The 13,474-nt window shown below is 72.1% G+C and carries 9 protein-coding genes; 3 read left to right on the forward strand and 6 right to left on the reverse strand.

The window, feature by feature from the left end; translation table 11 throughout:
* The first annotated feature begins 34 nt into the window (after positions 1–34).
* A complete protein-coding gene (locus ACN269_RS08385) occupies positions 35–874 on the forward strand; it encodes an NAD(P)H-binding protein (protein ID WP_421471893.1) in 840 nt (279 codons plus the stop codon).
* 132 nt (positions 875–1,006) lie between these two features.
* On the opposite strand, the gene ACN269_RS08390 is transcribed toward ACN269_RS08385, so the two are convergent.
* Together ACN269_RS08390 and ACN269_RS08395 are read right to left on the reverse strand one after the other, a co-directional pair.
* On the reverse strand, positions 1,007–2,152 hold the full coding sequence (locus ACN269_RS08390) for a hypothetical protein (RefSeq protein WP_421471894.1): 1,146 nt from the start codon (positions 2,150–2,152) through the stop codon (positions 1,007–1,009).
* Positions 2,149–2,721 carry an RNA polymerase sigma factor gene (locus ACN269_RS08395; RefSeq protein WP_421471895.1) on the reverse strand — a complete coding sequence of 191 codons (573 nt, stop codon included), beginning with the start codon at positions 2,719–2,721 and terminating at the stop codon, positions 2,149–2,151. The genes ACN269_RS08390 and ACN269_RS08395 overlap by 4 nt, the downstream gene beginning before the upstream one ends.
* A 240-nt stretch (positions 2,722–2,961) precedes the next feature.
* Between ACN269_RS08395 and ACN269_RS08400 the strand changes: the two genes are divergently transcribed.
* Positions 2,962–5,400: a tetratricopeptide repeat protein gene (locus ACN269_RS08400; RefSeq protein WP_421471896.1), complete on the forward strand. Its 2,439-nt coding sequence runs from the start codon at positions 2,962–2,964 to the stop codon at positions 5,398–5,400.
* Between the two features lie 40 nt (positions 5,401–5,440).
* On the opposite strand, the gene ACN269_RS08405 is transcribed toward ACN269_RS08400, so the two are convergent.
* Both ACN269_RS08405 and ACN269_RS08410 read right to left on the reverse strand, forming a co-directional pair.
* Positions 5,441–6,616: a hypothetical protein gene (locus tag ACN269_RS08405; RefSeq protein ID WP_421471897.1), complete on the reverse strand. Its 1,176-nt coding sequence runs from the start codon at positions 6,614–6,616 to the stop codon at positions 5,441–5,443.
* Positions 6,613–7,734 carry a HesA/MoeB/ThiF family protein gene (locus ACN269_RS08410; protein WP_421471898.1) on the reverse strand — a complete coding sequence of 374 codons (1,122 nt, stop codon included), beginning with the start codon at positions 7,732–7,734 and terminating at the stop codon, positions 6,613–6,615. The genes ACN269_RS08405 and ACN269_RS08410 overlap by 4 nt, the downstream gene beginning before the upstream one ends.
* A 293-nt stretch (positions 7,735–8,027) precedes the next feature.
* On the opposite strand from ACN269_RS08410, the gene ACN269_RS08415 reads away from it, so the two are divergent.
* The gene (locus ACN269_RS08415; RefSeq protein ID WP_421471899.1) at positions 8,028–10,838 is read left to right on the forward strand and encodes a BTAD domain-containing putative transcriptional regulator; all 2,811 of its coding nucleotides are present in this window, start codon (positions 8,028–8,030) and stop codon (positions 10,836–10,838) included.
* A gap of 14 nt (positions 10,839–10,852) precedes the next feature.
* On the opposite strand, the gene ACN269_RS08420 is transcribed toward ACN269_RS08415, so the two are convergent.
* Positions 10,853–12,382: a hypothetical protein gene (locus ACN269_RS08420; protein WP_421471900.1), complete on the reverse strand. Its 1,530-nt coding sequence runs from the start codon at positions 12,380–12,382 to the stop codon at positions 10,853–10,855.
* A 94-nt stretch (positions 12,383–12,476) separates the two neighbouring features.
* Complete coding sequence (locus ACN269_RS08425) at positions 12,477–13,370, reverse strand: sulfite exporter TauE/SafE family protein (protein ID WP_421471901.1); 894 nt, start codon at positions 13,368–13,370, stop codon at positions 12,477–12,479.
* Positions 13,371–13,474 lie beyond the last annotated feature (104 nt).

The raw sequence follows: 13,474 nt of genomic DNA on the forward strand, positions 1-13,474 counted from the left end.
GTGCGAACGACACGGCGGAGCTGGAGACAGAGACATGTTTGTCGTGGTAGGAGCCACCGGAAACGTCGGCCGCACGCTCTCGTCGACCCTCGCGGCATCGGGCAAGGCTGTGACGGCGGTGTCCCGGGGACGACGCCCACTCGTCGTACCGGACGGGGTTCGCCACCACCGCGCGGACCTTGAGCAGCCGGAGAGCCTTCGCCCGGCGCTCGCGGGCGCCGAGGCGCTGTTCCTGCTCGTGGAAGGCGCTGGAGCTCATCTCGACATGCGCGAGATCCTACGGGTCGCCGCGACCGCAGGCGTGGAGCGCATCGTGTTGCAGTCCTCGCAAGCGGCGGGCACCCGGCCGGAGTCGCCCGCGCACGCGCCACTGCGCGCCGCCGAGGACCTCGTCCGCAACTCCGGCCTCGGCTGGACGATCCTGCGTCCCGGGGGCTTCGCCTCCAACGCCCTTGCCTGGGCCGAACCGGTCCGGGACAACCGCATGGTCGCCGCGCCGTTCGGCGACGTCGGCCTGCCGTCGATCGACCCGGACGACATCGCCGAGGTGGCGGCCGTCGCCCTGGTCGACCAGGCACATGCTGGCCGCACCTACGAGCTGACCGGCCCTGCCCTGAGTACGCCGCGCGAACGGGTCGCCGATCTCGCCGCCGCGCTCGGCGAGCCGATCGGCTTCGTGGACCAGACGCCAGACGAAGCCCGCGAACAGATGCTGCGGTTCATGCCACCACCGGTGGTCGAGGGCACGCTGGCGATCCTCGGCGCGCCGACCGAACGTGAGCAGCGCATCAGCCCCGACGTGGCCGACATCCTCGGCCGATCACCACGCCCCTTCGCCGCCTGGGCCACGCGCAACATCGGCGCCTTCCGCTGACGCCACGTGCCGTCGCGGCACTCGCGGTCACCGGGTGCGGGCCGCTCGGGGGCGGCCCGCACCGTTGCCGAACGCTGGGCGCATCCGCGTCACGCCCGCCTGTCGGACTGCTGGTTGGTGGAGGTTTCCGGCCTACAGGCCGGCCTTCGTCACGCGGGAGGATTCGTACGTCGTGACGGCCCGGGGCAGGCCCGGCACGGTGGATACGTCCCTGACCAGCATGCCGGTCGTGGCGTCGATGGTCAGCACCTCGCTGCCCTCGCCGCCGAACACCTCGGGACCAGCGGTGATCGTCAGCGTGGCCCTGCCCTGGGTGGTCGAGTTCTCGACGCTGACCGCAGAGATGGTCGACAGCAGACGCAGCACACCGGCCCGCACCCGCGTGTTGCCGTCGCCAGCGGACAGCGCTTCGGTGCTGTACGTCCACAGGGCGTTGTCGAAGTGCCGCTCAACGGCCTGAGGGCTGTACGGCTTCGGCTTGTAGGTGCCGCCCTTCTGCTTGACGATCACCTGGGCGTGCTCCTGCTGCTTGTCCCACACCGCCTTCTGCGCTGCGGGGTCGAGGCCCACCAGCGGATCCCCAGCTGCCTTGAGCATCCGGTTCCGGCCGTCGGCCGGGCTGCTGTCCGCGGCGGCGACGGCCGCCCTGAGCAGCGGCGCGTAGCCGCCGTCCGTCATCTGGTCCTGGTGCCGGGCGATCGCACGCTTGATGTCCCGCACGCTGTTGCCCGTATAGATCTCGTGACCGTCGGTGTACAGCGTGTAGACGACTTGCATGGTCTTGGTGCCGTGGACCTGCGTCGCCTTCACCAGCCACGCGTCTCCCCCCGAGGGGGTGACCGTCTGGATGGACCCGGCCAGGGTCATCAGCGGCGCGCGCTGGACGGACTCGTCGACGGCGGTCGAGCCCGAGGCGGCGGCCGACGGTTCCCGGCCGGCCTCCGTGATCCCGGGGGCCGACGAGTTGAGAACCACGGCGACGACTGCCGCCGCGGCGGCAACCCCCACCCCGGCGCCGATACCCCAACGGCCCGCGATACCGATCCGGCGGCGGCGCTGAGGCGCCGGGCTGGATGCGTGGTCCCGCGTAGTTGTCGCCGTTTCCATGGTTGACGTCGCCTCCATAGTCGTGTCCTGTGCTGACATCGCGCCCAGCGGCCGCACGGTCCCGGGGTCGGCCACAGCCGCCCGCAGCACCGCCCGCGCCCGCTGGTACGCCTCCGGGCGTAGCGGTTCTGCGCTGCCCAACGCACCGACCAGATCGAGCTCGTCGGTCATCGGTGTCTCTCCTTCGCGCTGTTGCGGTCCTTCAGAAGCGCGGACACGCCCGGCGCGTCGCGCAATGCCGTCCTGGCCTGGCTCAGCAGTCGCCGCGCGGTGCCGGCCGGTATGCCGAGTGCCCGCGCGGCGTCGGCTGCGGTCAGGTCCTCCCAGGCGACGAGCCTCAGGACCTCCCGCTCCTCAGGCTTGAGCCGCGTCAGGGCGGACCGGAGCACCGCCCGGGCGTCCACGCCGAGGTCCACCGCCGACCACGGATCCCATCCGGCAGCCACGTCGGGTACGTCCGCGACCAGATCCTCGGCCGGCCGGGACCGCCAATAGCGCCGCAAGCGATTCAATGCCACCCCGTACAGCCACGGCCGCGCATCGTTGTACGACCGGTCGTACGATCGCCGCGACTCGAACGCGGCAACCCACACCTCGCCCAGGAGGTCCTCGGCCGCATCCCGCCCCGCCCGGCGAGCGAGGTACGAACCGACGGCGACCTCATGACGCTCGACCACCTCGACGAAGGCGTCGACATCGCCATCCAGCGACCGGCCTATCAAATCCGCATCCGAAGCCATGGCCCTCCTCGGCACAGTCCGCGCTCCAACCCGACATTGCCGCTGGCGCGGGAAAGTGTTCAGCCGCCGAGATCCGCGGGCAAGCGGTCCTGCCGGGACTGTCGGCGCGGATCAGGTGGCAGCTGGCGACCCGCCCGGCGTCTGATCCCGACGACGACACACGCCGGGGGCCTTGTGGGCCAGCCGCCCAACGCGTTCGACAAGATCAGATATTGAATCGAGCCAGTTACACTCCTCACCGTGCCAGATCGAGCGCCGGTACCCCGCGCGGCGGCCACCACAGAGGAATACGTGGCAGCGCTCCGCCAGCTGAAAGCCTGGTCGGGGCGCTCCTTCCGGGATCTGACCCGGCTGGCTCGGCAGAAAGGGCGGATCCTGCCCGCGAGCACCCTGGCGTCGGCGCTCGCTCGACGGACACTGCCGTCCCTGGACATCGTGGTCGCCATCGCGGAGGCGTGCGATCTGCCGCCGGACGAGGTGGCCGAATGGGTACGTCGGCGTCGTCAGCTGGCTCAGTCGGAGGTCGAGGGAGAGACCGTCGACGGTGCCGTCCCCAGCAGGACGGACCTGGTCACACCGTATCTGCTGCCGAGTGGGCCGACCTCGTTCGTGGGGCGAAAGGCGGCACTGACCCGGGCCGGGCACATTCTGCGCGCCGACGGGCAGAGCGGGCGTACGGTGGTGATCACCGGCCCGGCCGGCGTGGGAAAGACGACCCTCGCGGTCCGGCTGGCGCAACTGGCCGTTGAGCATTTTCCGGACGGGCAACTGTTCGCCGATCTGCGTGGCCCGCACCCCCAGTCGGGCGTCTCATGGCACGTTCTCGGTGTCTTCCTTCGCGCCCTGGGCGTCAGCAGCCACTCGGTGCCCGCCGCGCTCGAAGAGCGCATCAACCTCTACCGCAGCCTGCTCGCCCAGCGAAGCGTGCTCGTCGTTCTCGACAACGCCGCCGCGGGCCGGGATGTTGAGGCTCTCATCGCCTCGGGGCCGAAGACCGCCACCATCGTCACCAGCCGGAGCGTCCTTCCCGGGCTGGACGGCTTTCGGGTGCCGCTGAGACTGCTCAGCGAGCCGGAGGCGCTGGAGATGGTCAAACGCATGATCGGTGAGGAGCGGGTCGCCCGGGATCAATCCTCCGCGTTCCAGATCGTCAACCGCTGCGAACGGCTTCCGCTGGCCGTGTGGATCGCCGGGGCCCGCCTGGCCGCTCGCCCGGACATGCCGTTGGGCGCTCTGGCCAGAGCCCTCGCCGACGAGCATCGAAAGCTTGACGAGCTGACGGTGGGCGATGTGGCGGTACGCGCCAGCATCGAGCTGACATATGCGGCGCTGTCCAGGAGCCAGCAGGAGGCGCTGTCCTATCTGGCGCAGCTCGACACGGTGGACGTCGCCCCATGGGCACTCGCGGCGCTGATGGACACCTCGCCGGGCGACGCGACGAAGCTCCTCGACGACCTGGCGGAGTTGCATCTGCTGTTCGTGCGCTACACCGACAACGCCGCACCGCGCTACCGGATGCACGACCTGGTCGCCGCGTTCGCGCGGGACAAGGCCGCGCAGATCCTCACACCGGTTCAGACGGAGCGGGCGAGGCTGCGGATGCTCGGCGGGGCGTTGGGCCTGGCGTGCGCCGCCGGCGTCCGGATCAACACGGACTTCGACGAGGTGCCGTTCGCCGCCCCGCCCTGGTCGTTCAGCGACCAGACACGTGACGCGGTGTTGGACGACCCGCTTGCCTGGTTCCGGGACGAGTACGGCTTCCTCAAGACGCTCGCCGAAGACATGCTGCCGTCCGTGCCGCTGCCCGCAGCTGGTCTGATCGTGGCTCTCGCGCCATTCATGCAGCTGTCGGGCTACTTCGACGACTGGCTGCACCTGCACAGCCGCGCGACGGAATCGGTGGCTGACGGCCCGGTCGGGGCCAGCCTGCGGCGCAACCTGGGTGAGCTGTCGACGATCGTGGACGACTACCCGGCAGCGGAGCGCCACTACCGCGCGGCGATCGAGATGCTTGACCCCTCCGACAAGGCACGCATCGCCAGCACGTCGGCCGGGTTGGCCTACCTCTACCGCCTGCAGAGCAGGTATGCCGAGGCGGAGGAGCATTTCGTCAGGGCCATCCACCTCGCGGAGGCAGCCGGCAACGACAACTGCCTGATCTACGCGACGACCGGCCTTGGTGTCACGCTGATGGAGCAGGGTCGCCGCGACGAAGCGGTGACGGTGTTCGACGAGAGCCTGCGGCGCAGCGTGGCCATCGGCTATCTGCCAGGGCAGGCGCAGGCGTGGCGCTGCCTCGGGCAGGTCGCCCGGCTGCGCGGCGACTACCCCGCCGCCGAACGGCACTACCGCACCGCCGAGCGGATCAGCCTGTCGCTGGGCGACCAGTTGAGCGCGACGCACGCCCGGTGCTGGCTCGGTGACGTCCTCGTCAAACAGGGCAGGGCGATCGAGGGCCGACGCGTACTCGCCGAATGCCTCTGGGTCTACCGTGCCGCCGCGAACCGCTGGGGCGAGGCGGCCGCGTTGCACTGCCTGGCCGAGGCTCAGTTGTCTGCCGGACGACCGGACCTCGCCCGACGCCGTGCCGAGGCGGCGGTGGCCATCTGGACCGACGTCCATTCGCCCTACTGGCTGGCCACGGCCGGAGCCACGCTCAGCAGGGCGCGGGCCTCCTGAACCAGCCCGAGATGCTTCCGCGGCGCGTGCGGCAGCGGGCTCACCGTCCCGCTCGGGTGCGCACCGCCCGGGCGGCCAGCACCAGCGTCGCCACGATCGGCGCGTACACCAGCAGGGCCGTCGCCAGACCCCACCACAGCCGTGCGCTGCCCACCCCGGCGGCGAACCCGTCGGCCGCCCAGCTGGCGACGTAGCGCAGCAGCGGCAGGTAGAACAGCACGAAGTAGCCGGCGGCGAGCAGGCACCCGGCCAGCCAGAGCCAGCGGAACCAGGTGCCGACCCGCACGTCGTGCGGGTCGGCCCGGTCCAGCTCGGCGCGCTGCCGTTCGTCGAGCCGGCCGAAGGCCCGCCGCAGCAGCAGGGACTTGACCCGCCACAGGTCACGGCACCCGGTCGCGGTGACCAGGACGGCGTACAGGTCGGTGCGCAGGAACACCATGCACTGCCAGAGCGTGCTGGCCACCAGGACGAAGACCAGCGCCGGGAGAGGGCGTACCGGCCCGAGGACGAGCTGTCCGGCCAGCAGCGCCGCGAGCAGCAGCAGGTCGACGGCCAGGCCGGCGAGCTGCGGGCCGTAGCGCTGGCGGCGCGGCACGCTCCACAGTTGCGACAGGTCGGTCTCGAAGACCAGGAAGAACAGCCGCCGGTCGATGCCGAAGCGGGTCCGCAGGTCCAGCGCGCGCGCGGCCAGCCAGTGCCACGCCTCGTGCACGGCCACCAGGGCGTACGTGACCGGCAGCATGATCAGCAGGCTGGTGCCGAGATCGCCGGTCAGCAGGAGATCGGTCGGCCGGGGCCAGAGGTCCGGGCGTACCAGGAAGCACACCACCACCCCGATCGCGGCGGCGGTGTAGAACGCCCAGGCCACCCGGGAGAAGAGCGGCCGGACCAGTGCCGCCGGGGGGCCGGCGGTCCAGGAACGTTGCTGTACGGCGGCGGTCGGCACCGGCGCGGGTGCCTCGTCCGTGTCGACGAACCCCAGCTCGGTCAGGACGGCGACGAAGTCGTCCAGGTCCACCGGCTCGCCCGCGTACGTCTCGCCCCGCTCGGCGGCCTGGGCGAGCGGGGCCCCCTCCAGCAGCGCCCGGACGACGACGCCACCCACCGCGGGCATGGCGACGTAGGTGCCCCGTTCCGGGTCGCCGACGAGGACGTCCGTACCCTCCTCGACGACCGTCAGTGGGCGCAGCCGTACCGTGCCCGTCGCGTCCGTCATGAGGCGGTGGCGGCGGTGTGGGCGTCGGCCATGGCGCACGTGGCACAGTCCGGGTCGCGCGGCCACGGCTCGCGTTTGGGTCGGCAACCCGCGGAGAGGTCCACCAGCACCTCGGCGCCCGCCGCGTACGGCGGTTCGTACCCGGTCAAGTAGCGCAGCGCCTCGAACGCCACGAGGGACCCGACCAGCGCGGCCGACGGCCCGTTGGCCCGGTTGAGGCGGGGAATGCGGGCGCTGAGCCGCTGCGCGGTCATCGCGGTCGGCTCCAGCACCGACGCCTGGGTGCCCCGACCGTCGCCGTAGGCGCGGACCCGGCACTCGTAGCAGGCACTGCGGCCCGGATCGACGGAGAAGTAGATGAGCTGAGAGCCGATCATGCCGCCCCGGATCCAGGGCACCCCGGCGCGCAGGCACGCCTCGTTGACCCAGTTGTCGATCCGTTCGCCCTGGTCGACGCCGGAGACCACCAGGTCGACGCCGGGCAGCAGGTCCGCGATGTCGTCGGGGCTGCCGATCCAGCGGCGTACCGCGTCGACGGTGATGCCGGAGTGGAAGGCGCGCACCCAGTCGGCGGCACGATCGACCTTGGTGGCGCCGAGGTCGGTCTCCCGGTAGAGGAACTGCCGGGCGAGATTGCGCGGCTCCACCTCGTCGGCGTCGACCAGGGTGAGCCTGCCGACGCCGAGACCAGCCAGGTTCTGCAGGACGTTGGAGCCGAGCCCGCCCGTGCCCAGTTGCAGGACGTGGGCGTCGCGTACCCGCTGTTGCAGGTCGGCCTCGCTGGTCTCCAGGGTCGCGTGCAGCTCGAAGAAGGCGAGGTTGCTGAAGTCCCGGCCGGCCCGGGCGCGGTCGACCGGCCGGTCGAGGTCCCGCAGCAACCGAAGGCCGTCGAGCGCGTCCAGCGCGCCGCTGAGGTCGTCGGTGCTCACCTCGACCCCGTCGGCGGCCAGGGCGGCGCGTAGCTCGGCGAGCGTTCCCGGCTGGTCGGACAGCACGGTGAGCAGGCGTTGCACCTGTCCGTCCGGATCGTCGAGCTGCACCGAGCGGCTCGGGTCGCAGACGACGACCAGACCGTCGCGGACGCGCTCCCACTCGCAGGGCTTGAGGCCGACACGCATGACAAACCTCCGGGTCCGAGGATGGTTCCACCGGGGTGGGCGGCCGCCGCCTGGGGGAGCGACGGCCGCCCACCAGGCTTGATCAGGAATCGGGCCACTGCGTGGTCTTCACCGACTCCACGGTGCGAACGACGATCTTCATGGTTGCCTCCTTCCCTCTCGGCGCGACCGAACACCTCCAGCCCCCGTGTGCCGTTTCGGTCGCGCACCAAGAGAATGGCAACCGACGATGGGTCGTTCCGTTGTGGAATCGTTGCGACGCCGAAGGTGGCTGATGCTGTGCGGGTCTCGTGGTGAACGAGCGGGCCGAACCGGTCGGATACCGGCTGCTCGGCCCCGTGCAGGTCCTCGCCGGGGCACGACCGGTCGACCCGGGGCCGCCGCGACAGCGGTCGGTGCTGGCGGCGTTGCTGGTCGACGCGGGCCGGGTCGTCGAACAGGCCGCGCTGGTCGATCGGGTGTGGGGCGAGCAGGCCCCCGCCGACGCACGGGGCAGCCTGCGGGCGCACGTCACCCGGATCCGGCAGGTGTTGCGCGAGGCGGCCGGTGACGCCGACCCGCCGCCGCTCGTGCACCGCTCCGGCGGGTACGTGCTGGAGATCGACGAGGAACTGGTCGACCTGCACCGGTTCCGGCGGTTGCTGCTGCACGCCAGGGACACCGGTGACGACCGGGATCGGCTGGCCACCCTGCGCGCGGCGATCGGGCTCCGGCGGGGCGTACCGCTGGCCGGCGTCGCCGGGGACTGGGCCGCCCGGATGCGGGAGAGCTGGACCCGGGAGCACCTGGACGCCGTGGTGGCGTGGGCGGACGCCGAGCTGGGTGCGCACAACCCGGCCGTCACCATCGGGGTGCTGACCGAGCTGACGGCGGAACACCCGCTCGTGGAGTCGCTCACCGCCGCGCTGATGCGGGCCCAGCACGCGCTCGGGCGCACCGCCGACGCGCTACGGGAATACGCGGCACTGCGGACCCGGCTGGCCGACGCGCTCGGCGTCGATCCGGAACCGAACCTCCAGATGCTCCACCAGGCGCTGTTGCAGGGCGCCTGCCCGCTCCCCCGGGCCGCGTCGGCCGCCGGTACGCCGGCCCCCGTACCGGCGGAGCTACCCACGGACGTCCGCGGCTTCGTGGGGCGTACCGATGCCCTGGCCGGCCTCGACAAACTGCTGGTCGAGCCCACCGGGCTGGCGGCCGGCGGCGTGCTCGCGGTGATCTCCGGCACCGCCGGGGTCGGCAAGACCACCCTGGCCGTGCACTGGGCGCACCAGGTGGCCCACCGGTTCCCGGATGGCCAGCTCTACGCCGACCTGCGCGGCTTCGACCCCGGCGGGGTGCCGGTCCGACCGGCCACCGCGCTGCGCGGCCTGCTCGAATCCCTCGGCATACCGCCCGAGCGGATTCCCGCCGACCCGGACGTGCAGGCGGCGCGTTACCGCAGCCTGCTGGCCGGTAAGCGGATCCTCGTCGTGCTCGACAATGCCCGTGACGCCGACCAGGTCCGGCTCCTGCTGCCCGGCACGCCCACGTCGGCCGCCGTGGTCACCAGCCGCGACCGGCTCGCTCCGCTGGTGACCGTGCACGGCGCCCACCCGCTCGCCGTCGACGTCCTCGACCCCGACGAGGCCCGGCTCCTGCTGGCCCGCCGCCTCGGCGCCGACCGGGTGGCCGCCGAGCCGGCCGCCGTGCAGCAGATCGTCACCGCCTGCGCGCGGCTGCCGCTCGCGCTCGCCATCGTCTGCGCCCGCGCGCAGCAGACGGCGTTCCCGCTGACCGCGATCGCCGCCGAACTCGACGACGTGCACGACCGCCTCGACGCCCTGGACGCCGGCGATCCCACCACCCGGGTACGCGCCGTCTTCTCGTGGTCCGAGGCCGCCCTGAGCGCCGACGCGCGGCGCCTGTTCCACCTGATGAGTCTGCACCCGGGCCCGGACGTCGGCGTGCACGCCGTGGCGAGCCTCGCCGGGCAACCGCCGGCCCCCACCCGCCGCCTGCTGCCCGAACTGGTCCGCGCCAACCTGATCGCCGAACCGGCACCCGGCCGGTACGCCCTGCACGACCTCCTGCGCGCGTACGCCGCCGAGGAAGTCGCCCCCGACGAGCGCCGGGACGCGCGGTCACGGCTGGTCGAGCACTACGTGCACGCGGCGCACGCCGCGAACCGGCTCCTCCTCCCGCACCGGGACGCCATCGCGCTCCCGTTGGGCCCGCCGCCGGCCACCGACGACCCGGAACACCTGGCCGACCGGTGGCAGGCGATGGAGTGGTTCCACACCGAGCGGCCCACCCTGCTCGCCGCGCTGCGCCTCGCCGCCGCGTCCGGCCTCGACCGGGCGGCCTGGCAGCTCGCCTGGGCCCTCGACACGTACCTCGAACGACGCGGGCACTGGTACGACCGCGACACGGCCTGGCAGACCGCGCTGGAGTGCGCGGACCGGCTCGGCATCCCGGCTGCGCGTGCCGGCGCCCACCGCGGCCTCGCCCACACCGACCTGCGGTTCCATCGGCTGGACGACGCGCAGGAGCACCTGCACCACGCCTTCGACCTCTGCCTGAGCAGCGACGACACGGCCGGGCTGGCGTTCATCCACCGCCTCTTCGCCTACCTGCACGAGCACCGGGAGGACTTGCCCAACGCCCTGGAGCACGCCCAGCGGGCCGTCCGGCTCTGCCGCGCGGCCGGCGACGAACGCGGCGAGGCGTTCGCGCTCAACGCTGTCGGCTGGTACCACACACTGCTCGGCGACCACGCCACCGGTGTCGACTACTGCGAACGCGCGCTCGCCCTCCTGCACCGGGTGGGCGACCGCGGCGATACGGCCGCCACCTTGGACAACCTCGGCCACGCCTGGCACCACCTCGGCCAGCACGACCGGGCCATCGACTGTTACCAGCAGGCCCTCGGACTGTTCCGCGAACTCGGCCACCGCGTCCACGAGCCGGACATCCTCACCCACCTGGGCGACGCCCACCTCGCCGCGGGGGACGCGGACGCCGCGCGGGCGGCGTGGCAGCAGGCCCTGAGCATCTTCACCGACCTCGACCACGTCCGGGGCGAGTCGGTCCGCGCCCGCCTCGACGCCCTGCCCTCCTCGGCGTAGTCCGTGCTCCGGGCTCAGCCCTCAGTCATCCCGTCCAGGATCTGCTGCATCTGGTCAACCGGGAGGGCTGGGTTGGCTGCGGCGGCTTCGGCCAGGTCGGGATCGTCGAGAAGGGCGATGATTCGCGGTGCTGAGAGGCGTGGGCTGCTCGCCATCGCCCGTCGTACATCGGCGTCCCGGTCGGCGCTGAGTCGGTCGACGAGTGCGGGGCTGGCGTGTGGGTCGAGAGCGACGAGCCGCCGCACCGCGGGGTCGGGTTCGTCGGCGAAGCGGGCCAGCCCATCGGTGGGGAACTGCGGTAGCTCGCTCAGCCGGTCCCGACCGCAGCAGCGGTACTCCAGGTAGCAGCGAAGCAGCAGCGCGGGCGGCGCGGCTGGGTGGTGTTGGGCGAGCAGGACCCGTACGCCCAGGTCGGAGTCCTCGGCGAGGATGCGGACGAGGTCCGCCGGCAACTCGGTGTTGCGGGCCGCCCGGCGGCGCAGCAGCGGGTTGACCGACCGGGCCCACCGTAGCGCGTCGGCGAGCTCGGGGCGGGTGCTGTCGGGATATGGCAGCGAACGGCACCGGACGTCCGCAGAGCCGTAGTGTCCGTCGTCCGGCACGGTACTGACGTCGATGTCGATGTCGGCCCGCTGCCGCTCGGTGAGTCCGGGATGGGTGGACACCGCGGTGCGGACCTCGACCGCCGGGTCGGTGGCGAGCCTGACGAGTTGGTCGCCAGTCAGGTCGGCGCGGCCGGTGACTCCCCGCCGAACCGTCGGGTCGGGGTGACGCAGCAGCGTTTCGACCACGTCCGGCGGGATGGTCGGGTTTCCACCCAGGACCGTCAGGGCCGCCAGGTCACCGCTGGCGAGCACCTGATCGATCAGCGCCTGGGACAGTGGACGCTGCAGCACGTACCAGAATGCGTGGCAGTGCTGGTCCGGCAGATCGCCGGGCTCCATCACCTTCTGCCCGCGCGCGACGGACGTCGCGGCGGCGGCCCGCACCTCGGACACCTCGTCCTCCAGCAGCGCCCGGCGTGACAGATCGTCCAGCCAATCGAGGGAACTGGCCGCGAACCGGCGTACTCCGGGTCGGGGATGGGCGGCGGCCAGTCGGAGCAGACGCCGGTCACGGCCGGTCGCCTCGAACAACTCGCCGATCAACTCCTCGCGGGCGAACGGCATGTCCGGCGGTGGGCCGTCAAGCTCGGTCAACAACCCGACCAGCACGTCGTCAGGCAGCGGCTCCTGGCCGGGCTGGCCGAACGCGCGCTTCCTCACCCGCCACTGCGGGTCGGCCAACAACTCGGTCCGCGCCAGAGGGTCGACCTGCGGATGGGCGGCCAGCGCGCCGCGGATCCTGGGCGAGGGGTGGTGCAGCATCGCGTCCCGCACCGGCGGCGGCAGCTCACGGCGGCGTCGTAGCCCCTCGAACACCTGCTCCGGCCACGAATCGAGCAGCCGCAGCAGTACCGCGACCGGGGTCGCCGGGTTGCTGGCCAGCCCTCGCAACACGGGTGACGGAGACGGACGCCCGTCCAACCAGGCATCATCGATCATCGGCTGCACCTTACGCCCACGGCCGTCTTGCCGGCACCCCTCGGACGACGGGCCGAGAGGTGCCGGCACTCTCAGTCATGTGGATCGAGGCCGGTCAGCCGTTACTGATCGTGACGACTTGTCGCTGCTCCCGCTGGTGTTGACGGATCGAGTACGTCACGGCGGCCGCCCAGATCGCGCAGATGATCGCGTAACAGCCATAACGGACGGTGGTCGGGGCATCGAACCAGTCACTGCGTAGCAGGGTTCGGCCGTTGGTCAGCACGATCACGCCGCCGACCGCGGAGCCGAGCACCCGGGGCGGGACCATGCGTACGAGCCAGGCCGCCACCGGCGCGGCGACCACCCCGCCGATGAGCAGCGCGGTAACCCAGCCGACGTTGATGTTCTCCGCACCGATACCGACGAGGAAGCCGAGGCTCGCCGCGATGGCGACCAGGAACTCGCTGGTGTCGATCGATCCGATGACCTTGCGTGGTTCGAGCCTGCCGCTAGCCAGGATCGCCGGGGTGCCGATGGGTCCCCAGCCGCCGCCACCGGTGGCGTCGACGAAGCCGGCGAGCAGGCCCAGTGGACCGAGGAACCGCTTGCGCAACGGCTTGCCCACGTTGCCCTTGGCCAACCCGAAGGCGGTGAAGCGGACGAGGAGGTAGCTACCGAGGGTGAGCAGGATCAGCGACATGATCGGTGCCGCCGCGTCGGTGGAGAGGCGGGACAGGAAGGTCGCGCCAGCGAAGGCGCCGACCGCACCCGGAATGCCGATCTGCGCGACGACCTTGGCGTCGACGTTGCCGAATCGCCAGTGGGCGGCGCCCGAGGCGAGGGTCGTGCCGATCTCGGCGAGGTGCACGGTGGCGGAGGCGGCGGCGGCGTGGACGCCGACGGCGAGCAGCAGGGTTGTCGAGGTCACGCCGTAGGCCATGCCGAGACTGCCGTCGACCAGTTGAGCGCCGAGACCGACCAGGGCCAGCAGGAGAATTTTGCGCATGAGGGACCACCAGTTCGTTGGGGGCAGGTGGGCGTGGGAGGCAGACCGCCCGGGTTGGACGGGCGGGTGTACGACGGCGATCGGGTCGCCCCGCGCGATGACAT

The organism is Micromonospora sp. WMMD736, from assembly GCF_049179015.1.
Lineage (GTDB): Bacteria > Actinomycetota > Actinomycetes > Mycobacteriales > Micromonosporaceae > Micromonospora.

Excerpts from the sequence above, each read along its gene's own strand:
- ACN269_RS08385 (WP_421471893.1), top strand. The coding sequence starts at position 35 with ATGTTTGTCGTGGTAGGAGCCACCGGAAACGTCGGCCGCACGCTCTCG.
- ACN269_RS08390 (WP_421471894.1), bottom strand. The coding sequence starts at position 2,152 with ATGACCGACGAGCTCGATCTGGTCGGTGCGTTGGGCAGCGCAGAACCG.
- ACN269_RS08395 (WP_421471895.1), bottom strand. The coding sequence starts at position 2,721 with ATGGCTTCGGATGCGGATTTGATAGGCCGGTCGCTGGATGGCGATGTC.
- ACN269_RS08405 (WP_421471897.1), bottom strand. The coding sequence starts at position 6,616 with ATGACGGACGCGACGGGCACGGTACGGCTGCGCCCACTGACGGTCGTC.
- ACN269_RS08410 (WP_421471898.1), bottom strand. The coding sequence starts at position 7,734 with ATGCGTGTCGGCCTCAAGCCCTGCGAGTGGGAGCGCGTCCGCGACGGT.
- ACN269_RS08420 (WP_421471900.1), bottom strand. The coding sequence starts at position 12,382 with ATGATCGATGATGCCTGGTTGGACGGGCGTCCGTCTCCGTCACCCGTG.
- ACN269_RS08425 (WP_421471901.1), bottom strand. The coding sequence starts at position 13,370 with ATGCGCAAAATTCTCCTGCTGGCCCTGGTCGGTCTCGGCGCTCAACTG.